This window comes from Pseudomonas sp. SWRI92, from assembly GCF_014268685.1.
In the GTDB taxonomy this organism is placed as follows: Bacteria; Pseudomonadota; Gammaproteobacteria; order Pseudomonadales; family Pseudomonadaceae; genus Aquipseudomonas; species Aquipseudomonas marvdashtae.
Genome location: NZ_JABWQY010000022.1, coordinates 1 through 23,110 on the forward strand (window position 1 = coordinate 1; position 23,110 = coordinate 23,110).

30 protein-coding genes are annotated in these 23,110 nt (G+C 60.4%); 19 read left to right on the top strand and 11 right to left on the bottom strand.

Annotated elements, in window-relative coordinates; translation table 11 throughout:
• Together HU762_RS24310 and HU762_RS24315 are read left to right on the top strand one after the other, a co-directional pair.
• Positions 1-365: LysR family transcriptional regulator substrate-binding protein (locus HU762_RS24310; RefSeq protein WP_186641219.1), on the top strand; the 365-nt coding region annotated here is incomplete at its 5' end.
• 349 nt (positions 366-714) lie between these two features.
• On the top strand, positions 715-1,080 hold the full coding sequence (locus HU762_RS24315; RefSeq protein WP_186641221.1) for a histone-like nucleoid-structuring protein, MvaT/MvaU family: 366 nt from the start codon (positions 715-717) through the stop codon (positions 1,078-1,080).
• Positions 1,081-1,172: 92 nt separating this feature from the next.
• Here the strand turns inward: HU762_RS24315 and HU762_RS24320 are convergent, their stop codons facing one another.
• Positions 1,173-1,709 carry a DUF4946 domain-containing protein gene (locus tag HU762_RS24320; RefSeq protein WP_186641223.1) on the bottom strand — a complete coding sequence of 179 codons (537 nt, stop codon included), beginning with the start codon at positions 1,707-1,709 and terminating at the stop codon, positions 1,173-1,175.
• A gap of 187 nt (positions 1,710-1,896) precedes the next feature.
• Between HU762_RS24320 and gloA the strand changes: the two genes are divergently transcribed.
• Complete coding sequence (gene gloA, locus HU762_RS24325) at positions 1,897-2,418, top strand: lactoylglutathione lyase (RefSeq protein WP_186614634.1); 522 nt, start codon at positions 1,897-1,899, stop codon at positions 2,416-2,418.
• Positions 2,419-2,486: 68 nt separating this feature from the next.
• Here the strand turns inward: gloA and ahpF are convergent, their stop codons facing one another.
• The 4 genes from ahpF to galU all read right to left on the bottom strand — a co-directional run bounded on the left by ahpF (position 2,487) and on the right by galU (position 7,367).
• Positions 2,487-4,049, bottom strand: a complete 1,563-nt coding sequence (gene ahpF, locus HU762_RS24330) for an alkyl hydroperoxide reductase subunit F (protein WP_186641329.1) — start codon at positions 4,047-4,049, stop codon at positions 2,487-2,489.
• Between the two features lie 123 nt (positions 4,050-4,172).
• A complete protein-coding gene (gene ahpC, locus HU762_RS24335) occupies positions 4,173-4,736 on the bottom strand; it encodes an alkyl hydroperoxide reductase subunit C (RefSeq protein WP_020294651.1) in 564 nt (187 codons plus the stop codon).
• Positions 4,737-4,971: 235 nt separating this feature from the next.
• Positions 4,972-6,327, bottom strand: a complete 1,356-nt coding sequence (gorA, locus tag HU762_RS24340; RefSeq protein ID WP_186641225.1) for a glutathione-disulfide reductase — start codon at positions 6,325-6,327, stop codon at positions 4,972-4,974.
• Positions 6,328-6,527: 200 nt separating this feature from the next.
• Positions 6,528-7,367, bottom strand: a complete 840-nt coding sequence (gene galU, locus HU762_RS24345) for a UTP--glucose-1-phosphate uridylyltransferase GalU (RefSeq protein WP_003182953.1) — start codon at positions 7,365-7,367, stop codon at positions 6,528-6,530.
• A gap of 232 nt (positions 7,368-7,599) precedes the next feature.
• On the opposite strand from galU, the gene HU762_RS24350 reads away from it, so the two are divergent.
• Positions 7,600-7,815, top strand: coding sequence for a hypothetical protein (locus tag HU762_RS24350; RefSeq protein ID WP_186641227.1), 216 nt, complete (start codon positions 7,600-7,602; stop codon positions 7,813-7,815).
• A gap of 113 nt (positions 7,816-7,928) precedes the next feature.
• Positions 7,929-8,210, top strand: a complete 282-nt coding sequence (locus tag HU762_RS24355) for a hypothetical protein (RefSeq protein WP_186641229.1) — start codon at positions 7,929-7,931, stop codon at positions 8,208-8,210.
• 1 nt (position 8,211) lies between these two features.
• Here the strand turns inward: HU762_RS24355 and HU762_RS24360 are convergent, their stop codons facing one another.
• On the bottom strand, positions 8,212-8,442 hold the full coding sequence (locus HU762_RS24360; protein WP_186614642.1) for a hypothetical protein: 231 nt from the start codon (positions 8,440-8,442) through the stop codon (positions 8,212-8,214).
• A 109-nt stretch (positions 8,443-8,551) separates the two neighbouring features.
• Complete coding sequence (locus HU762_RS24365) at positions 8,552-8,902, bottom strand: hypothetical protein (protein WP_186614644.1); 351 nt, start codon at positions 8,900-8,902, stop codon at positions 8,552-8,554.
• Between the two features lie 207 nt (positions 8,903-9,109).
• Between HU762_RS24365 and HU762_RS24370 the strand changes: the two genes are divergently transcribed.
• From HU762_RS24370 to ada, 5 genes are all read left to right on the top strand, one after another.
• Positions 9,110-9,412 carry a DUF1883 domain-containing protein gene (locus tag HU762_RS24370; protein WP_186614646.1) on the top strand — a complete coding sequence of 101 codons (303 nt, stop codon included), beginning with the start codon at positions 9,110-9,112 and terminating at the stop codon, positions 9,410-9,412.
• Positions 9,413-9,442: 30 nt separating this feature from the next.
• Positions 9,443-9,613 (top strand): hypothetical protein, encoded by a 171-nt coding sequence (locus tag HU762_RS24375; RefSeq protein WP_186641231.1) that lies wholly within the window; start codon positions 9,443-9,445, stop codon positions 9,611-9,613.
• A gap of 135 nt (positions 9,614-9,748) precedes the next feature.
• The gene (locus tag HU762_RS24380) at positions 9,749-10,468 is read left to right on the top strand and encodes a 2OG-Fe(II) oxygenase (RefSeq protein ID WP_186641233.1); all 720 of its coding nucleotides are present in this window, start codon (positions 9,749-9,751) and stop codon (positions 10,466-10,468) included.
• On the top strand, positions 10,458-11,135 hold the full coding sequence (gene alkB / locus HU762_RS24385; RefSeq protein WP_186641331.1) for a DNA oxidative demethylase AlkB: 678 nt from the start codon (positions 10,458-10,460) through the stop codon (positions 11,133-11,135). Before HU762_RS24380 ends, alkB begins: the two co-directional genes overlap by 11 nt.
• Positions 11,136-11,223: 88 nt before the next feature.
• Complete coding sequence (gene ada, locus HU762_RS24390; protein ID WP_186641235.1) at positions 11,224-12,297, top strand: bifunctional DNA-binding transcriptional regulator/O6-methylguanine-DNA methyltransferase Ada; 1,074 nt, start codon at positions 11,224-11,226, stop codon at positions 12,295-12,297.
• Here the strand turns inward: ada and HU762_RS24395 are convergent.
• Positions 12,261-12,749, bottom strand: coding sequence for a GyrI-like domain-containing protein (locus HU762_RS24395; protein WP_186641237.1), 489 nt, complete (start codon positions 12,747-12,749; stop codon positions 12,261-12,263). The genes ada and HU762_RS24395 overlap by 37 nt on opposite strands.
• A 146-nt stretch (positions 12,750-12,895) precedes the next feature.
• On the opposite strand from HU762_RS24395, the gene HU762_RS24400 reads away from it, so the two are divergent.
• From HU762_RS24400 to HU762_RS24435, 8 genes are all read left to right on the top strand, one after another.
• On the top strand, positions 12,896-13,957 hold the full coding sequence (locus tag HU762_RS24400) for a nitronate monooxygenase family protein (protein WP_186641239.1): 1,062 nt from the start codon (positions 12,896-12,898) through the stop codon (positions 13,955-13,957).
• Between the two features lie 114 nt (positions 13,958-14,071).
• Positions 14,072-14,824: a molybdate ABC transporter substrate-binding protein gene (modA, locus tag HU762_RS24405; RefSeq protein ID WP_186641241.1), complete on the top strand. Its 753-nt coding sequence runs from the start codon at positions 14,072-14,074 to the stop codon at positions 14,822-14,824.
• The gene (modB, locus tag HU762_RS24410) at positions 14,825-15,505 is read left to right on the top strand and encodes a molybdate ABC transporter permease subunit (protein WP_186641243.1); all 681 of its coding nucleotides are present in this window, start codon (positions 14,825-14,827) and stop codon (positions 15,503-15,505) included. It abuts the gene before it with no gap.
• A 3-nt stretch (positions 15,506-15,508) separates the two neighbouring features.
• Positions 15,509-16,588, top strand: coding sequence for a molybdenum ABC transporter ATP-binding protein (gene modC, locus HU762_RS24415; RefSeq protein WP_186641245.1), 1,080 nt, complete (start codon positions 15,509-15,511; stop codon positions 16,586-16,588).
• Positions 16,589-16,685: 97 nt separating this feature from the next.
• Complete coding sequence (locus tag HU762_RS24420) at positions 16,686-17,723, top strand: DNA topoisomerase IB (RefSeq protein WP_186641247.1); 1,038 nt, start codon at positions 16,686-16,688, stop codon at positions 17,721-17,723.
• Positions 17,724-17,857: 134 nt separating this feature from the next.
• On the top strand, positions 17,858-18,421 hold the full coding sequence (locus tag HU762_RS24425; protein WP_186614670.1) for an ATP-dependent Clp protease proteolytic subunit: 564 nt from the start codon (positions 17,858-17,860) through the stop codon (positions 18,419-18,421).
• A gap of 230 nt (positions 18,422-18,651) precedes the next feature.
• Positions 18,652-18,831 (top strand): general stress protein, encoded by a 180-nt coding sequence (locus HU762_RS24430; protein WP_186614672.1) that lies wholly within the window; start codon positions 18,652-18,654, stop codon positions 18,829-18,831.
• 63 nt (positions 18,832-18,894) lie between these two features.
• Complete coding sequence (locus HU762_RS24435) at positions 18,895-19,119, top strand: hypothetical protein (RefSeq protein ID WP_186641249.1); 225 nt, start codon at positions 18,895-18,897, stop codon at positions 19,117-19,119.
• 294 nt (positions 19,120-19,413) lie between these two features.
• Here the strand turns inward: HU762_RS24435 and HU762_RS24440 are convergent, their stop codons facing one another.
• Positions 19,414-20,166: an OBAP family protein gene (locus HU762_RS24440; protein WP_186641251.1), complete on the bottom strand. Its 753-nt coding sequence runs from the start codon at positions 20,164-20,166 to the stop codon at positions 19,414-19,416.
• An 88-nt stretch (positions 20,167-20,254) separates the two neighbouring features.
• Complete coding sequence (locus HU762_RS24445; RefSeq protein ID WP_186641253.1) at positions 20,255-20,791, bottom strand: DUF3087 domain-containing protein; 537 nt, start codon at positions 20,789-20,791, stop codon at positions 20,255-20,257.
• A gap of 218 nt (positions 20,792-21,009) precedes the next feature.
• Between HU762_RS24445 and ppnN the strand changes: the two genes are divergently transcribed.
• Positions 21,010-22,383, top strand: coding sequence for a nucleotide 5'-monophosphate nucleosidase PpnN (ppnN, locus tag HU762_RS24450; RefSeq protein ID WP_186641255.1), 1,374 nt, complete (start codon positions 21,010-21,012; stop codon positions 22,381-22,383).
• A gap of 44 nt (positions 22,384-22,427) precedes the next feature.
• On the opposite strand, the gene HU762_RS24455 is transcribed toward ppnN, so the two are convergent.
• Positions 22,428-23,093, bottom strand: coding sequence for an HAD family hydrolase (locus tag HU762_RS24455; RefSeq protein WP_186641257.1), 666 nt, complete (start codon positions 23,091-23,093; stop codon positions 22,428-22,430).
• Between the last annotated feature and the right edge of the window lie 17 nt (positions 23,094-23,110).

Sequence of the window (23,110 nt, forward strand, 5' to 3'; positions counted from 1 at the left end):
CCGCCCACCCCCTCGCCGCCCGAACCAGCGTTGAGCTCAGGGATCTGTGCGACGACCCCTTCATACTCACCGAGGCGGGCTCGTCGGAATTGGTCTGGCGGCTGTTCAATAGCGCGCGACTCACTCCGAACGTACGCTATCGCTGCTCGCAACTGCTCAGTACACTGGATATTGTCAGCCGCGGGGACGCGGTGAGTGTGGTGTCTGAACGCTCGTTGCCTTCCATCGAGAATCCAGGGTTCGTTTTTCGGCCTCTGTCGCCTCCGATTCCAAGGCAGATCGGCCTGGCGGTGCTCGACCGCCGCCAGTCCTCGCCAGCAACCCTGGCGTTTATCGAGCTGGCCAGGACGCTGCTCGCGGTCTAGCGTCAAGCATGCCCGCCGCGGCGAAGCTTGCTCACTTGGCGGGCATGCTTGAGTTATAAATAAATCGAGGGGAACAAGATCATAACTTTCGATAATCTTACCAGCATGAATCTAATAGCCAGATTCGGCCGCCAAGGTCTTGACGTTGGTGGCGTGCCTGAGGTGAATCCGTGCTGTTGTTACATAACGAAAAAGTTACGATTTACACTTTTTGGTTTAACTACTACAATTTTTTCTGCCTGTACCAGATAGCAGGAGAGACATTAGTCACCGAGTCGCTACAAGGCGCTGGGCTTATAGCTTTGTTTGCGGTTGGTATCAGCCATATATTTTGATTGGAGTAATGATATTGTCCAGACTCGCTGAATTTCGCAAAGCCGAAAAGGCCCTTCAAGAGCAGCTCGCGCAGCTGGAAGCCTTGAAGAATGACGCCGGGCTCAAGAAAGAAATCGAATTCGAAGAGAAGCTCCAGGGGCTGATGAAGACTTATGGCAAGGGCCTGCGCGACATCATCGCGATTCTCGATCCGAATCCATCCAAGTCAGGCCTGTCGCCGGCCAAGACGCCGAAGACCCGGCGTGCCCGTGTCGTCAAGGTGTACCAGAACCCGCATACTGGCGAATTGATCGAAACCAAGGGCGGCAACCATCGCGGCTTGAAATCCTGGAAAGAGGAGTATGGTGCGAGCACCGTTGATTCCTGGTTGCGCAGCTGAGAGCCACTACAATGCAAAAGCCCTGACGTAGACTCAGGGCTTTTTTATGGGCTGAACTTCTGGCTTGCTTCGAGCGCATTACGCCGAAGGTCTTATAGTTTCAGGCTATTTCGTACTGACTGTATTTCATCCTGGCTTTCAACAAATACCTGCGCCTGTCCAGCGTAGGACAACACGTAGGCGCTCCCCTCGCTTAATGCTGCAACCAGCGTCTGCGACAATACATGACTGCCGTTCTGCGTGATTGTGCAAGTGGTTTCCAAAGCGTCGACGCCGCCCAATATGGAAGGGTGAATCTTAGTGCATGCACTTTGATATCCGCCTTGAAAAAAATCTTTTTGGATGGATTTGCGCATTTCCAGCAACACGCCTTGCAAGTTGACTTGGTGACCGGCCTCCACGGGTGTGGCGGTCAGCTCCATGACCATTACCGCGTTGCCTGAAGGGTCGTTCTTGGTCGCACGCTGCCGGGTGGTGCCCGGTGGTGTCACGGGAGCTGACGCGTCGCCAGGGAGCGACTCGATGAGCCAGCCCTGGGGCCAGGTAACCTGCGGTTCGGCCGCACTGGCCCCAAGACTTGCAGCGATGACAAACAGCGGGACAACCAGCGAAAGGAACGGTCGAAACATTGCGTTGCACTCACGGACGAATCGTCAAGTCTGAAGCGCGTCGCACCGCCAGGCAATAGCCAGGTTTGGCGATGTCGCCCCCCTTGCGTATCATGGACACACCTGCAAGGAAGCCGTCTGACGCAAGCCCAGGACCGTCGCGCCAAGCGTGCGACGCCGTTTGCCCCACTTATTTTCCGGAGGGCCCATGAGCCTGCACGAACTCAACACTTTCCCTGGCGTCACCGCCCAGCCCGACGCTGCAACGGCCAAGTTCGTCTTCAACCACACCATGCTGCGGGTCAAGGACATCACCAAGTCTCTCGATTTCTACACCCGCGTGCTGGGTTTTTCCCTGGTGGAGAAACGCGATTTCCCGGAAGCCGAATTCAGCCTGTATTTCCTTGCGCTGGTCGACAAGAGCCAGATCCCGGCGGACGCTGCGGCGCGTACCGAGTGGATGAAATCGATCCCCGGCATCCTCGAACTGACCCACAACCATGGCACCGAAAACGACCCGGCATTTGCCTACCACAACGGCAACACCGACCCACGCGGATTCGGCCACATCTGCATCTCGGTGCCGGACGTCGTCGCCGCCTGCGAGCGCTTCGAAGCGTTGGGCTGCGACTTCCAGAAGCGCCTGAGCGATGGCCGCATGAAAAGCCTGGCGTTCATCAAGGACCCGGACGGCTACTGGGTCGAAATCATCCAGCCCGCACCGCTGTAAACGCCTCGCCGGATAAAAAAACCCCATGGGCCGAAGCCCATGGGGTTTTGTTTTTCCAGCGGCTGGCGTCAGGCCGGCGCGGAGGTGCGGATCAGATGATCGAAAGCACTCAGCGAAGCCTTGGCGCCCTCGCCCACGGCGATGACGATCTGCTTGTACGGCACGGTGGTCACGTCACCGGCGGCGAACACACCCGCAATCGAGGTTTCACCCCGGGCATCGACGATGATCTCGCCACGCGGTGACAGCTCGACGGTGCCCTTGAGCCAATCGGTGTTAGGCAGCAGGCCGATTTGCACGAAGATGCCTTCCAGCGCCACGTCGCGCAGTTCACCGCTTGGGCGGTCCTTGTAGCGAAGGCCGTTGACCTTCTGCCCGTCACCAGTCACTTCGGTGGTCTGGGCGTTGGTGATCACCGTCACGTTCGGCAGGCTGTGCAACTTGCGCTGCAACACCGCGTCGGCGCGCAGTTGGACGTCGAACTCCAGCAAGGTGACATGAGCCACGATACCGGCCAGGTCGATCGCCGCTTCGACGCCGGAGTTGCCGCCGCCGATCACCGCCACGCGCTTGCCCTTGAACAGCGGACCGTCACAGTGCGGGCAGTACGCTACGCCCTTGTTGCGATATTGCTGCTCGCCTGGCACGTTCATTTCGCGCCAGCGGGCACCGGTCGCCAGGATCACGGTCTTGGCCTTGAGGCTCGCACCGCTGGCAAACTTGATTTCATGCAGCCCGCCGTCCTTGCCTGGCACCAGGCCGTCGGCACGTTGCAGGTTCATGATGTCGACATCGTACTGCTTGACGTGCTCTTCCAGGGCGACGGCCAGTTTGGGGCCTTCGGTTTCCTGGACCGAGATGAAGTTCTCGATGGCCATGGTATCGAGCACCTGGCCGCCAAAACGCTCGGCCGCAACGCCAGTGCGGATGCCTTTACGGGCCGCGTAGATTGCCGCCGAAGCACCGGCCGGGCCACCGCCGACCACCAGCACATCAAAGGCATCCTTGGCGCTGATCTTCTCGGCCTGGCGTTCGATGCCGCTGGTGTCGATCTTGGCGAGAATCTCTTCAAGGCCCATGCGGCCCTGGCCGAAGTTGACACCGTTCAGGTAGATGCTCGGCACGGCCATGATCTGGCGCTCATCGACTTCGGCCTGGAACAGCGCACCGTCGATGGCGACGTGACGGATGTTCGGGTTCAGCACCGCCATCAGGTTCAGCGCCTGGACCACGTCCGGGCAGTTCTGGCACGACAGCGAGAAATACGTCTCGAAGTTGAACTCACCTTTAAGGGAGCGGATCTGTTCGATCACTTCGACACTGGCCTTCGAAGGGTGGCCACCGACTTGCAGCAGGGCCAGCACCAGCGAAGTGAATTCATGCCCCATGGGGATACCGGCGAAACGCAGGCTGATATCGGCGCCCGGGCGATTCAACGAAAACGATGGCTTGCGCGCATCGGTGCCGTTGTCGAGCAAGGTAATCTGGTTGGAAAGACTGGCAACGTCTTTGAGTAACGCGAGCATTTCCTGGGATTTCGCGCCGTCGTCGAGGGATGCGACGATCTCGATCGGCTGGGTGACCCGTTCCAGGTATGACTTCAACTGAGCTTTAAGATTGGCGTCCAACATACGGGCGATTTCCATGTTTGAATTTCAGAAAAAACAACGCCCGAGCGAATCTCGCCCGGGCGTTTTTTGGGGCGAAGCGGCTTACTTGGTTAAGAGCGAATCGCCCTCGGATAACGCACTGGCTTAGATCTTGCCGACCAGGTCCAGGGACGGAGCCAGGGTGGCCTCGCCTTCTTTCCACTTGGCTGGGCAGACTTCGCCTGGGTGAGCAGCTACGTACTGGGCGGCCTTGATCTTGCGCAGCAGCTCGGAAGCGTCACGGCCTACACCACCGTCGTTGATTTCAACGATCTTGATCTGGCCTTCAGGGTTGATCACGAAGGTACCGCGGTCAGCCAGGCCAGCTTCTTCGATCAACACGTCAAAGTTGCGGGAGATGGTCAGGGTCGGGTCGCCGATCATGGTGTACTGGATCTTGCCGATGGCTGGCGAAGTGTTGTGCCAGGCAGCGTGAGCGAAGTGAGTGTCGGTCGAAACGCTGTAGATCTCGACGCCCAGCTTCTGGAATTCGGCGTAGTTGTCGGCCAGGTCTTCCAGTTCGGTTGGGCAAACGAAGGTGAAGTCAGCTGGGTAGAAGAATACGACAGACCACTTGCCTTTCAGGTCGGCGTCCGAGACTTCGACGAAAGCGCCGTTTTTGAAAGCGGTGGCTTTGAACGGTTTAACTTGGCTGTTGATGATAGGCATCGTTGACTCTCCGTCAGGGGTTGAAAAGTTGATGAGGTGAATCTTAGCCACTCATTCCGCTGAAGGCTCATTGGCAAACCTCATGCGAATGATTGGTTTTGGCTATCAGGAATCTATATAGATAGAAGAAATCTGTAGGCGCAGCCAAAGGTGGCGATCTGTTGATCGTGGCAATCGACGGACAGTTCACAAGGCTGGACCGATGGATCGCAGCCTTGTATTTGACGACGTTGAGTCAGGCGGTTGGTGTACGCATGGTGACGAATTCTTCGGCGGCGGTGGGATGAACGCCGATGGTTTCGTCGAAGTCGCGCTTAGTGGCGCCAGCTTTCAGGGCAATCGCCAGTCCTTGGACGATTTCCCCGGCATCCGGCCCGACCATATGGCAACCCAACACTTTGTCCGTCTTGGCATCGACCACCAGCTTCATCAGCGTGCGTTCCTGGCATTCGGTGAGGGTCAGTTTCATCGGCCGGAAACGGCTTTCGAAGATTTGCACTTCGTAGCCCTCTTCGCGGGCTTGCTCCTCGGTCAGGCCAACGGTGCCGATATTCGGCAAGCTGAACACGGCCGTGGGGATCATCCGGTAATCCACCAGGCGATATTGCTCGGGCTTGAACAGGCGGCGCGCCACGGCCATGCCTTCGGCCAGCGCGACCGGTGTCAGCTGCACGCGACCGATCACGTCGCCAATGGCCAGGATCGACGGCTCGGCGGTCTCGTACTTTTCATTGACCTGCACAAAACCTTTCTCATCCAGCGTGACGCCGGTGTTCTCCAGGCCGAGGTTGTCGAGCATGGGGCGCCGGCCGGTGGCGTAGAACACACAATCGGCAAGCAACGTTTTGCCATCCTTGAGCTCTACCCTCAGGCTGCCATCCTCCAGTTTTTCGATGCACTTGATGTCCGCGTTGAACTGCAGATCCAAGCCGCGACGCTCCAGCTCTTCGGCCAGATGCTTGCGCACCGCGCCGTCGAAGCCGCGCAGGAACAGGTCACCGCGATAGAGCAAGGAAGTTTGCGCGCCCATGCCATGGAAAATCCCGGCGAACTCCACCGCAATGTAGCCGCCGCCCACCACGAGGATGCGCTTGGGCAGTTCCTTGAGGAAGAACGCCTCGTTGGAACCGATGGCATGCTCGCGGCCTGGAATGTCCGGAATCACCGGCCAGCCGCCCGTGGCGATCATGATGTGTTGGGCGGTATGGCGTTGGCCGTTGATCTCGACTTCGTGCGGACCGGTAATCTTCGCGTGGCCTTCATGCAGCGTGACGCCACTGTTGGCCAACAGGTTCCGGTAGATGCCGTTGAGTCGATTGATTTCGCGATCCTTGTTGGCGATCAGCGTGGCCCAGTCGAAACTTGCCTCGCCTGCCGTCCAACCATAGGCTGACGCCTGCTCGAAGTCCTCGGCGTAATGCGCGCCGTAGACCAGCAGTTTTTTCGGCACGCAGCCCACGTTCACGCACGTACCGCCCAGGTAACGGCTTTCCGCCACGGCCACCTTCGCGCCGAAACCGGCGGCAAACCGCGCCGCCCGCACACCGCCGGAACCGGCGCCAATCACATACAGATCAAAATCGTAGGCCATCTTCTATCTCCTTCGGCAGGTCATCAGCATACCTGCTGTTTTCACCTGAGGCAGCGTTGCGATGGTTATGGGGGCGGAACCTGAAAAGCCAAACGGCATTTTCGCGAATTGCCTTTGTGGCGAGGAGCTTCGGCGCCTGCGATTTGGACGCATAAAAAAACGCCCCATCGGGGCGTTTTTTTAAGGCATGGCGCAGGCTATCAGTAAGCCTTGCCGGTCTTGTAGAAGTTCTCGAAGCAGAAGTTGGTCGCGTCGATGTAACCTTCGGCGCCGCCACAGTCGAAACGCTTGCCCTTGAACTTGTACGCCATCACGCAGCCGTTCTGGGCTTGTTTCATCAGGGCGTCGGTGATCTGGATTTCACCACCCTTGCCTGGCTCGGTCTGTTCGATCAGGTCGAAGATGTCCGGGGTCAGGATGTAACGACCAATGATCGCCAGGTTCGACGGTGCATCTTCCGGCTTCGGCTTTTCAACCATGCTGTGAACGCGGTAGATGTCGTCGCGGATCATTTCACCCGCGATTACGCCGTACTTGTTGGTTTCCTGCGGATCGACTTCCTGGATCGCCACGATAGAGCAGCGGAATTGCTTGTACAGCTTGACCATCTGGGTCAGTACGCCGTCGCCTTCCAGGTTGACGCACAAGTCATCCGCCAGCACCACGGCGAACGGTTCGTCACCGATCAGCGGGCGGCCGGTCAGGATCGCGTGGCCCAGGCCTTTCATTTCAGTCTGACGGGTGTAGGAGAACGAGCACTCGTCCAGCAGTTTGCGAATGCCGACCAGGTATTTCTCCTTGTCGGTGCCCTTGATCTGGTTTTCCAGCTCGTAGCTGATGTCGAAATGGTCTTCCAGGGCGCGCTTGCCACGGCCGGTGACGATGGAAATTTCCGTCAGGCCTGCGTCAAGGGCTTCTTCGACGCCGTACTGGATCAGTGGCTTGTTCACCACCGGCAGCATTTCCTTGGGCATGGCTTTAGTCGCTGGCAGGAAGCGAGTACCGTAACCGGCTGCTGGGAACAAGCATTTCTTGATCATATAAGTCCTTGAAAAGGCGGTATGTACGAGTTTCGGCGCAGTCTAATCAGCCAGCAGGCGCCTTACAATGCCTGCACTGGCCAACCGATGCCATCATAGAGAAATAAACCGTCGGATAGTTCAATCCCCTTTCGTTCCGATGGTTCCAGCGGTCCCACTGTACGCCCCTGAGCGCTGTTTGCGAGCATTTGGCGTATCATGGCCGCCTTGATCACGCCAACGAGGCAGCTAGATGTCGGCAACACAGAACGCAAACGGTTATTCGGTCACCCAGGACAAGGACGGCCAATGGTGGATTACCAACTACCACGGTGAACAAGTCGCCGGCCCCCTGCCCAGCAAAGCCATGGCGGTTGAAGTGGCCGCAGTTTTCCAGGACGAACGCTCTGCCCCGGCCCCTCGGGAGCGTGAGCAGGTGCCCGCGCGCAATAATCGCCGCAAGAAGTAATCGATCGATCCCCATCGAGGCCAGGTTGTCTTGATGGGGCGCGTGGTTTAGCTGTACCGGAATGGCCATTCGCTATAATCTCGCGCCATTCCTCCCTTCTCGATGACGATCCCATGAAAAAAATCCTGGCGCTGTTCGCAGTCCTGGCCTTGGCAGGCTGTGCCTCGGCACAAAAGACCTATCTGGATAACGGCGAACAGGGCCTGACCATCGATTGCTCGGGCGAGGCCAACTCCTGGGCGACTTGTTACGAGAAAGCCGATGCGTCCTGTGCCGGTACGGGCTACCGCATCGTCGGCACCGACGGCACGCCACAGGCCAAGGAAAGCGAGAAAACCCTTGGCGTCGACATCGGCAACTTCACCAGCCGTAGCGTGCTAGTGGTATGTAAATAATCTAGATGTGGATCTCGGCGAACTTGATGCCCAAGCCCCTCAGGGTCTCGATCAGGTCGTCGAGCCGGCTGAAAGATTCGACTTCGTCCTGGTCATCCACCAGGAAATAACTGCGCCCGGCGCTTTTCTTGAAAAATACGATCCACTCGCCCGGGCTTCCAGGGTTCTGGATCACATGGGTGGCGTGGATCAACCCTTCTGCGTGGCGCTCGCGCACCTGCTCGCGTTTCATCGACTCAACTCCATAAATGACAATGCCGCCAACGTTCACCGTGGCGGCATTATTTTTGTCGAGGGCGCAGCTTAACCGATGCCCGGCCTGCTCGTCAGGCCGAGCGTGCTCAGCCGGAGATGCAAGCGTTGGCCGCGTCCTGCACATCACCCGGGCGCACCGGCACGTTGGACATGCTTTCGTGCAACTTGATGCTGCTGCCGCTGGAGCGCTCGTCAATGTCGAATACCGCGGCCGGCAGCGCCGACAGCTTGCCGGGGACGATCATCCGGACACCGTTCTTGTGCGGCTCCATCTGCAGCGGGCCACGGGTCTTCAGCAACTTGTCGGCCACGCACTTGGCGTATTCATGGGGTTTCTTCCCGGAGATGACGCTCATGGTGGGAGGCGACTGGTTGATGTCCGATACCGATGCACATCCACCCAAGGCCAAGGCCAATACCCACACGCTGCGCTTCATATGATTCCTCCGGTAAAGACCCTCCGACAATGCAAACGCCGTTTTTCTCCGGCGCCCTGCGCTTTTTTATCCATCCCGCGCGCAGTAAATGGACGGCACCTGGAACGGGGGACGGATATTAACCCGCGGTGCTGATAAACTGCGCGCCATAATTATTGCTCCACCTTACCGTCTTGATTTGCAAGAAATGCCCTTCTGGAGGCGCCCATGAAATTCATCCACCAGCGCGAGCACCTCAACGAGGACGATATCGTCGTTATCGAATGCTCCCAAATGTGCAACATCCGTTTGATGAACGACGCCAATTTCCGTAGTTTCAAGAACGGTGGCCGGCACACTTACCATGGCGGCGCATTCGACACGTTCCCGGCCAAGATCACCGCGCCTAGCACCGGTTTCTGGAACATCACCATCGACACCGTCAGCCATCGCGCCATCAGCGTCACACGCAAGCCGACCCTGACCCACAAAATCAAGATCATCCGGCGCTCCAGCTCGAAACTGAGCTGAACAGTGCCCCAGACGAAGACAGGAACAACCGTGGCCCAGACGACTAAATACGTGATCAAGTACAAACTCAACGGCGAACGCCGCTTCGAGTTCGCGCAACTGGAAAAGGGCACCGATGAAGAAGCCTTGGCAGAGCTGAAGAAGCTGCATGGCGAGAGCGATGATGTGATCAGCGACCTCAAGGTCAGCAAGGCGCTTTAAAGACGCAGCCATATGCATCCGTGGCGAGGGGATTTATCCCCTCACCACAAAAGCTTTTCAATACCGCAAGAATCGGGGTGCCCGACAACACAGCACTTTTCAGACTGAGCAGTCCTTCCATCAAGGGTTGCAATAATGTCCCCTACGCTCCCCCTGCCCCGACCCATCGCCGACCTCGACTGTCCCGCCCTGGAACAAAGCCTCGACCAGGACGGCTGCGCGATCGTTCGCCAACTGCTGCCGGCAGCGCTGTGCCTGGAGCTGCGCGGCTTGTACAGCGACCCGGGGCTGTTTCGTTCCCGGGTGATCATGGCGCGTCATGGATTCGGCCGTGGCGAGTACCAGTATTTTCGTTACCCGCTGCCTGAGGCCATCCAACAACTGCGTCAGTCGCTGTATCCGCTGCTGGTGCCGCTGGCTAACCGCTGGAATGAATGCATGGGTTTGCCAGTGCGATATCCCGACCAGCACGCCGATTTCGTCCAGCGCTGTCACGCTGCCGGGCAACAACGTCCCACGCCCTTGCTGTTGCAATACGGCCCGCAGGATTACAACTGCCTGCATCAGGATCTGTACGGTGAGCACGTGTTCCCTTTGCAGGTGGCGATCCTGCTGTCGGCACCGGACCTGGACTTTACCGGTGGCGAGTTTGTCTTGACCGAGCAACGTCCGCGCATGCAGTCGCGTCCCCAGGTCATCGATCTGAAACAGGGCGATGCCGTGGTGTTTGCCGTGCACCAGCGCCCCGTCAAAGGCGTTCGCGGTTATTATCGGGTGAACTTGCGCCACGGCGTCAGCCGCGTGCTCAGCGGCCGCCGGCATACACTCGGGATCATTTTTCATGATGCGCAATGACAATACGCCCATCACCTTGGACCTGTTCGCCGACCAGGCGCCCACCACGCCCGGCCAGGCCGAACAGATCGGCGAGCAGTCCTTCGTGCTGCGCGGGTTTGCCTTGCCCTGGCTCGATCGGTTGCTGCCGGCGCTGGATGCAGTGTTGCAGGCCGCACCGTTCCGGCAAATGGTCACGCCCGGCGGCTTTACCATGTCGGTCGCCTTGAGCAGCTGCGGCGCGCTCGGCTGGACCACTGACCGCAGCGGCTACCGTTACACAGCCCATGACCCGCAGACAGGCCAACCCTGGCCGGACATGCCGGCGGTTTTCCGCGAACTGGCGCGCGCCGCTGCCCGGCAGGCACAGTTCGAGCATTTCGAACCCGATGCCTGCCTGATCAACCGCTACGTGCCCGGCGCGCGGATGTCGCTGCACCAGGACAAGAACGAACGCTCCCTCAGTGCCCCTATCGTCTCGATGTCCCTGGGCCTGCCGGCGGTGTTCCAATTCGGCGGCTTCGAGCGCAGCGATAAAAGCCTGCGGATCCCGCTGTTCCACGGTGACATCGTGGTCTGGGGCGGCGTGGATCGGTTGCGTTATCACGGCGTGCTGCCACTCAAGCAGGGAGAGCATCCGCAACTGGGCGCCCAGCGGATCAACCTGACGTTTCGCACCGCCGGCTGAAGGTGCCGAATTCAACCGCAAGACCCGGAGTGTTGCCGCCATGCGGGCTCGCTACTGTAGGCAAAACGGGCCAATGGATAGAACGACCATGAACAACACTTCCAACACCCTCGCCCCTGAACTCGACCCTCGTTGGGCCGCCGTGCTCGCTCGGGACCCGCGCGCCGATGGGCAATTCGTCTACGGTGTGAGAACCACCGGCATCTATTGCCACCCCAGCAGCCTGTCGCGCCTGCCCAACCCGCGCAACGTCGAATTCTTCGATACGCCGGAACAGGCCCAGGCAGCCGGGTATCGTCCCAGCAAACGCATCGCCAGGGACCAGACGCAGATCGCCGCGCAGCAAGCGGCGCGGGTCGCGGCCGCTTGCCGGCAGATCGAGGCAGCTGAAAACCTTCCTGGGCTCAGTGAACTGGCCGAAGCCGCGGGCCTGAGCCCGTTCCATTTTCATCGGGTCTTCAAGGCCGTTACCGGCCTGACGCCCAAAGCCTATGCCGCCGCCCACCGCTCACGCAAAGTGCGCGAACGCCTGGCCGATGCCGGGACAGTCACCGAAGCGCTGTACGACGCGGGGTTCAATTCCAACAGCCGGTTTTATGAAGCCGCCGATAAAGTCCTCGGCATGAAACCCGCCGACTACCGCGCCGCCGGGCAGAACACCGACATTCGCTTCGCCGTCGGCCAGTGCTCCCTCGGGGCGATCCTGGTGGCGCAAAGCGAGCGAGGCGTGTGCGCGATCCTGCTGGGGGACGACCCGGATGTCCTGGTGCGCGACCTGCAAGACAAATTCCGTCGCGCCAACCTCATCGGTGCCGACCGGGAATTCGAGCAATTGATTGCCCAGGTGGTGGGCTTCATCGAAGCACCGGCGCTGGGGCTGGACCTGCCACTGGATTTACGCGGCACCGCTTTCCAGGAGCGGGTCTGGCAAGCCCTGCGGGAGATCCCGCCAGGCAGCACCGCCAGCTACGCCGAGATCGCCCAGCGCATCGGCCTGCCCAAGGCGGTGCGCGCCGTGGCCCAGGCCTGCGGCGCCAACAGCCTCGCGGTGGCGATCCCCTGCCACCGGGTGGTGCGCAGCGACGGCAACCTGTCGGGCTATCGCTGGGGCGTCGAGCGCAAGCGTCAGTTGCTGGCGCTTGAACGCTCGTCCGAAGACTGAACGCCGATGTAGATCGCGACCGAGTCGGGGGCGTTGTACACCTCGAAATCGGTGGTGAAACGACGCAGGGTCTGCGGGTTATCGGCGAAATACGCCCAGATCAAGCCCCAAGCCTCGATCACGCAGTCAGGCATCGGCCCCTTGGCCGAGAACATCAGGTAATCCCCGCCCTCGACGTTAACGGCGGGGTAGCCTGCGCTGGTGGCATCGACCTGCACACCGGCGGTCACGTTGAAGTAGCCGGTGGCGTCGGATTCATAGTCGGAGTACACCCCATAGACGAACGATTCCGACTGCCTGGCCGGGATCTGGTCGAACAGTCCTTCGGTGAAGAATTGCTGCCACATCGGGCCGATCCTTGCCGTGTCGCCCTGTTGCTCCTCGGAGTTGCGGGTGCGCACCTGCAAACCGGCAACGGTGAACGGTTCGACTGTCTTGAGTTTCACGTCCATGGGTCAGGCTCCTTGATGAGTGAAGCCGCATGGTACCCATCCCATCGCCAGGAACAAACCCGCGTACCGATTGAAAAACTCGACTGGCCTCGGCCGGGGCACTCCTGCTAAAAGCGTTGTTTCCTTCTGCCGTCGGAGACCCGTACATGAGCCAGTGGCCAGACACGCGCATTCTTGACCTGCTCGGGATCGAGCTTCCCATCATCCAGGGGCCGCTGGCCGGGGTGACCGGTCCGGCCATGGTGGTCGCCACCTGCAATGCCGGGGGGCTGGGCTCGATGCCGGCGGCAATGCTGGATGTGGAGCAATTGCGCCAGGCGCTGACGACGATCAGCGAACAGACCGACAAACCCTTCAACGTGAATTTTTTCTGCCACCAGCCACCGGCGTTCGACGCGCAGCGGGCCGAGGCCTGGAAGCAACACCTCAAGCCTTATTACCAAGAGCTGGGCGCCGATTTCGAGGCGCCGACACCCCTGTCAAATCGCACTCCGTTCGACGATGCGGCCTGCCGGGTGCTGGAAGAAATGCGCCCCAGGGTGGTGAGCTTTCATTTCGGCCTGCCGGAAAAATCGTTGCTGGATCGCGTCAAGGCCACCGGGGCGAAAATCCTCTCTTCGGCCACCACCGTCGACGAAGCGATTTGGCTCGAACAGCACGGTTGCGACGCGATCATCGCCATGGGCTATGAAGCCGGCGGCCATCGCGGGATGTTCTTGAGCGACGACCTCAACACCCAGGTGGGCCTGTTCGCCTTGCTGCCGCAGGTGGTGGACGCGGTGAAAGTGCCGGTGATCGCCACCGGTGGTATTGGCGATGCACGGGGAATCGTCGCGGCGTTTGCCCTTGGCGCGTCGGCGGTGCAACTGGGCAGCGCCTATCTGTTCACGCCAGAAGCCAAGATCAGCGACTCCCATCGCCGGGCGCTGCACACGGCCAAGGAAAGCCAGACCGCCGTCACCAACCTGTTCACTGGTCGCCCCGCCCGGGGCATCGTCAACCGGGTGATGCGTGAAGTCGGCCCGATGAGCCCGCTCGCGCCGGCCTTTCCTCTGGCGGGCGGTGCATTGATGCCCCTGCGTGCCAAGGATGACGCGGACTTCGCCAATCTCTGGGCCGGCCAGGCTTTTCCCATGGGTCGCGAGCTGTCGAGCGGCGAGCTGACCCGGCGCTTGGCCGAGGAAGCGCTGGCCCGTTTCAAGGGCTGACTGGACGGCGACGTCTACACGAGCAAGGCCGCTCCCGCAAATGCAGCGTTCCGTTTGTGGTGTATTCGCTATATATTCCGCTATATAGCGATACCGCCCCACGGAGCCTCTTTCATGCGCCTCACCCGCTTTGCGCCGTTGCTGCTGATCCCGCTGCTGGCCATTGGCACTGCCCAAGCCGAGGAAGTCCAGGTCGCCGTTGCGTCCAACTTCACCGCGCCGATGCAAGCTATCGCCAGCGATTTTGAAAAGGACACCGGCCACAAACTGACAGCCGCCTTCGGCGCGACCGGGCAGTTCTACACCCAGATCAAGAACGGCGCGCCGTTCGAGGTCTTCCTCGCCGCCGACGACACGACGCCGGCCAGGCTGGAAAGCGAAGGCGATACGCTCAAGGGCTCGCGCTTCACCTACGCCATCGGCACGCTGGCGTTATGGTCGGCCAAGGCCGGTTATGTCGACAGCGAGGGCCAAGTCCTGCTCGAGAACGGATTCCAGCATCTGTCCATCGCCAACCCGAAAGCCGCGCCCTACGGCCTGGCCGCCACTCAGGTACTGGAAAAACTTGGGTTGACCGCGCAAGTCAAAAGCAAAATCGTCGAAGGCCAGAACATTACCCAGGCCTATCAATTTGTCTCCACGGGCAATGCCGAGCTGGGCTTCGTGGCCCTGTCCCAGGTGTACAAAGACGGCAAGCTGGCGAGCGGTTCAGCGTGGATCGTCCCGCCCGAGCTGCATGATCCGATCAAGCAGGACGCGGTGATTCTCGGCAAAGGCCGGGACAACCCCGCCGCGCTCGCATTGTTGGAATATCTCAAGGGCCCAAAAGCCGCCGCGATCATCCAAGCCTACGGTTATCAACGCTAAATGCCGCTGACCAGTGCCGACTACGCCGCCATCTGGCTGACCCTGAAACTGGCGTCGCTGACCACGGTCATCCTGCTGCTCATCGGCACGCCCATTGCCCTGTGGCTGTCGCGCACCCGGTCATGGCTGCGCGGGCCTGTGGGCGCGGTAGTCGCCCTTCCGCTGGTGCTGCCGCCCACTGTTATCGGCTTCTATCTGCTGCTGGCGTTAGGACCCAATGGCTGGATCGGCCAGTTTACCCAAGCGCTCGGGTTGGGCACCCTCACCTTCAGCTTTACCGGACTGGTGATTGGCTCGGTCATTTACTCCATGCCCTTTGTGGTGCAGCCGTTGCAGAACGCTTTTTCCGCCATCGGCAGTCGTCCGCTGGAAGTCGCCGCCACCCTGCGCGCCGGCCCCTGGGACACGTTTTTCAGCGTGGTCGTGCCCCTGGCCCGGCCCGGCTTCATCACTGCGGCGATTCTCGGTTTCGCCCACACCGTCGGCGAATTTGGCGTGGTGCTGATGATCGGCGGCAACATCCCGGAAAAGACGCGGGTGGTGTCGGTGCAGATCTACGACCATGTCGAAGCCCTCGAGTACGCCCAAGCCCACTGGCTGGCGGCGGCGATGTTGGTGTTTTCCTTCCTGGTGCTGCTGGCGTTGTACTCCAGCCGCCGGGCACGCGCAGGTTGGAGCTGATCGATGATCCAGGCGAAATTTCAACTCAGCCATGGAGATTTTTCCCTGGACCTGGACGTGCGGCTGCCCGGCAATGGCGTGACGGCGCTGTATGGCGAGTCCGGCTCCGGCAAGACCACGTGCCTGCGCTGCATCGCCGGGTTGGAGCGGCCGACGCAGGGTTTCATCGAGGTCAATGGCCAGGTGTGGCAGGACAGCGAGCGCGGCGTATTCGTGCCGCCCCATCAACGCGCGTTGGGGTACGTCTTCCAGGAGGCAAGCCTGTTCGAGCACCTTTCGGTAAGCGACAACCTTTCATTCGGTCTCAAGCGGGTGGCACCGGCGCAGCGACGCGTGGACATGGACCACGCGACGCAACTGCTGGGCATCGGTCATTTGCTCGACCGGCGACCGTACAACCTGTCCGGCGGCGAACGCCAGCGCGTGGGCATCGCCCGCGCCCTGCTCACCAGCCCCCGCTTGTTGCTGATGGATGAGCCGCTGGCGGCTCTCGATACGCGGCGCAAGAATGAAATCCTGCCGTACCTGCAACGGCTGCATGACGAGCTGGACATACCGATCCTCTACGTCAGCCATTCCCAGGACGAAGTGGCGCGCCTGGCTGATCACATCGTCCTGCTCGACGCCGGCCGCGCCCTGGCCAGCGGCCCGATCGGCGAAACCCTGGCCCGGCTCGACCTGCCCCTGGCTCAAGGCGATGACGCGGGCGTGGTAATCCAGGGCAGCGTCAGCGGCTATGACCCCGCGTACCAATTGCTCACCTTGACACTGCCCGGCAGCCAGCTCCAGGTGCGCGTCGCCCATAAGCCAATGGCTGTCGGCCAGCCGCTGCGCTTCAAGGTCCAGGCCCGGGACGTCAGCCTGAGCCTGGCGAACGACGCGCAGACCAGCATCCTCAATCGCTTGCCGGTCACGGTGGTCAGCGAACTGGCCGGCGACAACGCCGCCCATGTCCTGATCCGACTGGAAGCCGCCGGCACGCCGCTGCTGGCGCGCATCACCCGTTACTCCCGGGACCAGTTAAAGCTTCAACCCGGCCAGGTGCTGTGGGCGCAGATCAAGGCAGTGGCGGTGTTGGCGTAGAACCTAGGATTGGGGCGACAGCAGAATCTCGGCACGACCGCAACGGGCAGCGGTCAATGAATTCACAGGCCACTGAATTCGTCGCCAAGGATCAATCATGCCCGACACGCTACTGCCCGATGCACTCCCGGCCGACCTCCACTATGTCGATGACACCGCCCCGGGCATCACCCGCAAGAAATTGCGCGGCAAGTTCTGCTATTTCGACCCGTCGGGCCAGCGCCTTACCGACCCTGCCGAAATCCAGCGCATCAACGCCCTTGCCGTTCCGCCGGCCTACACCGATGTGTGGATCTGCACCGACCCGCGCGGCCATATCCAGGCCACCGGGCGCGACGCTCGGGGACGCAAGCAGTACCGCTATCATTCGCGCTGGCGCGAAGTGCGCGATGCCGACAAGTATTCACGCATGCTGGAATTCGGACGCACCCTGCCCCGCTTGCGCAAACGCCTGGAGGAAATCCTCGCCACACCCGGTTTCAGCCGCGATAAAGTCATGGCGACGGTCATCACCTTGCTCGACGTGACGCTGATCCGCGTCGGCAACACGCAATACGCCCGGGACAACCGCTCCTATGGCTTGACTACCCTGCGCAACAAGCACGTCGAGGTCAACGGCAGCGCCATCGCGTTCCAGTTCCGCGGCAAGAGTGGCGTCGAACACCAGATCACCGTGAAAGACCGGCGCCTGGCGCGAATCGTCAAGCGCTGCCAGGAAATTCCCGGACAAAACCTTTTTCAATACCTGGACGAGAACGGCGAGCGTCACGCCATCACGTCTTCGGATATCAACGCCTACCTCAAGACGCTCACTGGCGCGGACTTCACCGCCAAGGATTATCGCACCTGGGCCGGCAGCGCCGCGGCGCTGGACGGGCTGCGGACGTTGCAATGGGAGACCGAAACCGAAGCCAAGCGCCATGTCGCCGAGATGGTCAGGCAGGTCGCACGGCAGTTGGGCAACACGCCCGCCGTCTGTCGCAAATGCTACATCCACCCCGCTGTGTTGGAAGGATTCATGCGCGGTGTATTGCGCGAACTGCCTAAACCTCGGGTGCGCAAAGGCCTGAGTGCGCAAGAAGCCGCGCTGACGATGTTCCTGCAACGCATGACCCAAGCGGTCGAAGCCTGTTGAGCGAAGCGCTGGATGAGTGACCGCTCTGGATTTGCCCGCGACGCAGTGGAACATCCGACAGCAGGCGAACTCCCAACTGTACAGAGCCGCTGATCCGCAGACTCGTCACCGCGTCAAGCCGAGAGGAGTTTCAGATGTCCGAACACATTGTCCATTTCCATTGCCAGATCGACCAGGGAACCACCGAACGCTTCCGGGACAACTGCCTGGAAGCCATCGAAAAAGGCGCCGACTCGCTGATGCTCAACCTGTCTACGGTCGGCGGCAGCACCAATTTCGGCTTCACCCTCTACACCTTCATCAAGTCCCTCCCCGTCCCAGTACGAGCGGTGAATGCCGGCAACATCGAGTCGATGGGCATCGTCATGTACCTCGCCGCCAGCGACCGCACCACCACCCCGCACTCACGCTTTCTGATCCACCCGATGAATTGGTATTTCGGCCAGAAATCGGTGGACCATTCGCGCCTGCGCGAATACTTGTCCAGCCTGGACAACGACGTGGCGCGGTATGTGGAAATCTATGTAAAGGAAACCGCCGGCGCCGCCACGCAACTGGATATTTTCAAATGTCTCTGCGCGGAGGAGCGCGTGATCCCGGCAGAAAACTCCTTGGCCTTCGGCATTGCCCACCGCGTGGAACAAGTGGTGTTTCCAGCCGAGGCCAAGCATTGGAAAGTCAGCGGCGGCGAGGATTGAAACAATCCGGGAACGATGAACAAATACAATTTGCCAGCGCCAGGTTTATTAACAAAATCGATACTGTATAAGTTCAAGCGAAACGGCTGTCCAAGTTTTACGTTGCGGTATTTTCAACTCGATGCCATTCGTCGCCAGCGAAACGTTTTTTTTAAACTTCCCTGGGCAGTTTTCTTTCACAGTACTGCGAGGCACGATTTACTCGCTTAACCAAAATGAGGAATCTCGAAATGGCTAATAGCGGAAACAAAAACCCAGGTAACTTCGCAAACGACCGCGAGAAAGCATCCGAAGCCGGCAAGAAAGGCGGACATGCTTCTGGTGGCAACTTTGCCAACGACCGGGAAAAAGCCTCTGAAGCCGGCAAAAAAGGTGGCGAACGCAGCCATGGCGGTGGCAGGAAATCGTAACCCGGAGAACCGTTGGGGCGCGGCCTGACCGCGCCCTGGCGCTTAACCCTGTCGAGGTCATGCATGAGCCAGGATCGATTCATCGTCAGTTTCATCGCCGACGGCCAACCCGACAACCGGGTGCTGGAGTACGATGCCGAGACTCTCAGTCCCGAAAAAGCCGAGGCACTTCTGAGGGTTACGTTTGCAGAACTAAAGAGCGTCAAGATAACTGACGTTCAAGTTCAGAAAAGAACCAAGCCAAACGAAACGAAACATGATGTGCCGGGGCACTTTAAACAGCCGTAGCCTATATAGACCCGCCCTGACCAACTCCCAGCCTATATATCTCCCGCTGGGCTGCACAGCAGCCCTGATAATTATTCAATAAACACATACATCGATCGTTCCCACGCTCCTGCGTGGGAATATCGCCAGGGACGCTCCGCGTTCCGCTTACGGAGGGTGACGCAGAGCGTCACGGGATGCGTTCCCACGCAGAGCGTGGGAACGATCAACTCATCGGAATAGTAGTCTGGGGACCGCTTCGCGATCCAACGGGGATAAATCCCCTCACCACAAAAGCATCCAGCAGATTCGCTTTCAATGGGCATGCCCCGTCGGATCCTTGATCTGCCACACCTGCCCCTTCTGCCAGGCATCCGCGCCCGGATCGATCGTCGGCGCGTCGATACCAGCGCGGGCGCGTTTTTTCGCTTCGCTGTCGATGCCCATCCGGCGGTCGCGCTCACGGACCAGCTGCGGGTCGATCTGGCCATCGGCGGTGAAGCCCATCATCAACTGCGGGACGCCGTAAGGCAGCGCATTGCCTTGTTCGGTATGCCAGGTGTGCCAGGTCTTGCCGTAGGTGCTGACGAGGTTTTTCATCAAGCGGGTCTCTGCCACTTCGGGTATGCCCGGCGCAACCAACTGCCCCGACTTCACCTCGTGCACATGGCTGTGCCACAGCTGCTTCTCGCTGGCCGGCAAGCCTTCGAACAGCCGCTTGCTGATGATGTATTCCACGCCCATCAGCTTGGCATTGGCGCTGTTGGCATCGAAGATCGCACACTGGAACACCTCTTCGTTCAACGCCGTGCAGTAGTGATGCGCTTCCATTTGCCCGGACATTCGCCCGTTGTAAAAATGAAAGCCATCCAGATAGGTATCCAACGCCTGCAACGGAGGCTTGTTCTGCATGATCCCCGCCCCCGCCTCCAGCGTCGCGGTGGTCGGACTCTTCGCAGCGCCCGGGGCGTCCACGGCTGAATCGCTATTGCCACCCGCGCAGCCCGCCAGTCCTACAGTCGCCGCGCACAGCATGGCCCAGGTTCCATGAACGATCTTGCCTGACATCTCGACTCTCCTTCCCATGATTGTCCATGAGAAAAGCGGCCAAGGTTCGAGGTTTGATTTTTCCCTTTGGGCAAGCGACGAGCGGCGGTTATTCGCGAGCGCTGTAGGCCTGTTTCACCGTATCGATCCAAGAGGGATCCAGGCGCAATTGCTCCGGGTCCAGGCCCAGCGCCTGCATCTTTTGCTGATGCTCGTCGGCTTCGCGATTCAGGGAGGCCTGTTCACTGGAATTGGCGTCCAGCTGGTGCATCTGGGTCAGGCCCAAATGATAGAACCGCAACAGCTTCATCGCCGCCGGGTCTTGCGCCTGCACGCCGGCTTTCACTTGGTGCATCACATTGGTGATGCTCATCAGGCTGCGCTTGAGTTGCCAGCCGTAGACCGCCGCCGCCATCCAAGGCTGGGACCAGAAATACACGCGCATCAGTCCTGCCATCACCAACACCGCAGCGAATACCCCACCCACGTTGAAACGAAAATTATCACCCCCAGGGGTTCCGAACAGCATCACGGCCAAGGTGGACAGCAGCATCGCCAGCGCCAGGAACACCACCGCAATGATGAGGGTGCTGCGCCGCGTCTGCTGCCGGTAGGCCGCCGCGTCCCACGGTTTGATCTCGAACATCGCGTCGCAATTTCCTTGTGTGGCGTGAAAAGACTCGCGCATTATCGCCTGCCCGGTCGATTTAGCTATGCTGGGGCTCATTTTGTGAGGCAACCAACCCGAAGGACCCGGATCAAAGTCCATGGCGATACCGCGAGGATCGTGCGATCTTTCTGCGTGGACGTTTTTTTCAAGATGCCGCTCGTCGTGTGTACGGCATCGTTTTCAAGGAAAGCTGAATGACTCAAAGACATGTAATCAACGCCTCGGTAAGCCCCAAGGGCAGCCTGGAGACCTTGTCCCAGCGCGAAGTCCAGCAACTGAGTGAAGCCGGTTCCGGCAGCATCTATGATCTTTTCCGCCAGTGCGCCCTGGCTATTCTCAACACCGGCGCCCATGTCGATAACGCCAAGACCATCCTGGAAGCCTACAAGGACTTCGAGATCCGTATTCACCAGCAGGACCGGGGCGTGCGCCTGGAGCTGCTGAACGCGCCGGCTGACGCGTTCGTCGACGGCGAGATGATCGCCAGCACCCGCGAAATGCTCTTCAGCGCCCTGCGCGACATCGTCTACACCGAGAACGAACTGGACAGCCAGCGCATCGACCTGAGTACGTCCCAGGGCATCAGCGACTACGTCTTCCACCTGCTGCGCAATGCCCGCACCCTGCGCCCAGGCGTCGAGCCGAAAATCGTCGTGTGCTGGGGCGGCCACTCGATCAATACCGAAGAATACAAATACACCAAGAAAGTCGGCCACGAACTGGGCCTGCGCAGCCTGGACATCTGCACCGGTTGCGGGCCGGGCGTGATGAAAGGCCCGATGAAAGGCGCCACCATCGCCCACGCCAAGCAGCGGATCCAGGGCGGCCGCTATCTGGGCCTGACGGAGCCGGGCATCATTGCCGCCGAAGCGCCAAACCCGATCGTCAACGAGCTGGTGATCCTGCCGGACATCGAGAAGCGTCTCGAAGCCTTCGTGCGCGTCGGCCACGGCATCATCATCTTCCCGGGCGGCGCCGGCACCGCCGAAGAGTTCCTGTACTTGCTGGGCATCCTCATGCACCCGGCCAACCAGGACCTGCCCTTCCCGGTCGTGCTCACCGGACCGAAAAGCGCAGCGCCGTACCTGGACCAACTGCACGCGTTCGTCGGTGCAACCTTGGGCGAGGCCGCGCAGAAGCACTACCAGATCATCATCGACGACCCGGCCGAAGTGGCGCGGCAGATGACCCAGGGCCTCAAGGAAGTGAAGCAGTTCCGCCGCGAGCGCAACGACGCCTTCCACTTCAACTGGCTGCTGAAGATCGACGAAGGCTTCCAGCGCCCGTTCGACCCGACTCACGCCAACATGGCCAGCCTGGGCCTGAGCCGCGACCTTGCGCCCCACGAACTGGCCGCCAACCTGCGCCGGGCGTTTTCCGGAATCGTCGCCGGCAACGTGAAGGACAAGGGTATCCGCCTGATCGAAGAGCATGGGCCGTACGAGATCCACGGCGACCCGGCGATCATGGAACCCCTTGATCGCCTGCTCCAGGCGTTCGTCGCCCAGCACCGGATGAAATTGCCGGGCGGCGCGGAATATGTACCGTGCTATCGCGTGGTGAGCTGACCTGAGTCACGAAGCAAGTCTGTGGGAGCAAACTCCCACAGGCTCTAGCGGTGTGTTGAAAGACGCATCGATCCGTCCTTATCAACTTCGACGCCAATGCCCTGGTAGTCCGCGATCTGGGAATGTAGCGTCACCACCGGGTGCGTATGCGTGGCGGTGACCACCATCACGTCCGCGCCCGCCGCCTCGCCGGCCTTGATGCCGGCTTCGGCATCCTCAAACACCAGGCATTGCTGCGCGGTCACCTGCAAGCGCTGCGCCGCCAATAAATAACAGCTGGGGTTCGGCTTGCCGGCGCTCACGTCTTCAGCGGTCACCATCACGTCGGGCCGTGCAATCCCGGCCGCTTCCATGCGGCGCAAGGCCAATGCCATGGGCGCCGAGGTGACAATCGCCCATTGCGTCGGCGGCAGGCGCTTGAGGAAGGCCAGTGCACCGGGCACTTCGACCACCCCATCCACGTCCTCGATTTCTTCCCGGGTGAGCTGCTCGGCCTCGGCCTGGGCGTCCACGCCTGGCAGACGCTGGCGGGCCACGGTATCGACAGCGCGCACGCCATGGATCGTCGGCAGGAATTTCGCCACGTCCAAGCCATGGCGCAGGGCCCAGCGCGTCCAGATCCGCTCGGTGGCGGCGATGGAATTGAGCAGCGTGCCGTCCATGTCGAAGAGGAAGGCGCGGTAGCTGGCGGATGGAAGTTCTACAGACATCGAAATCCCCATGAATG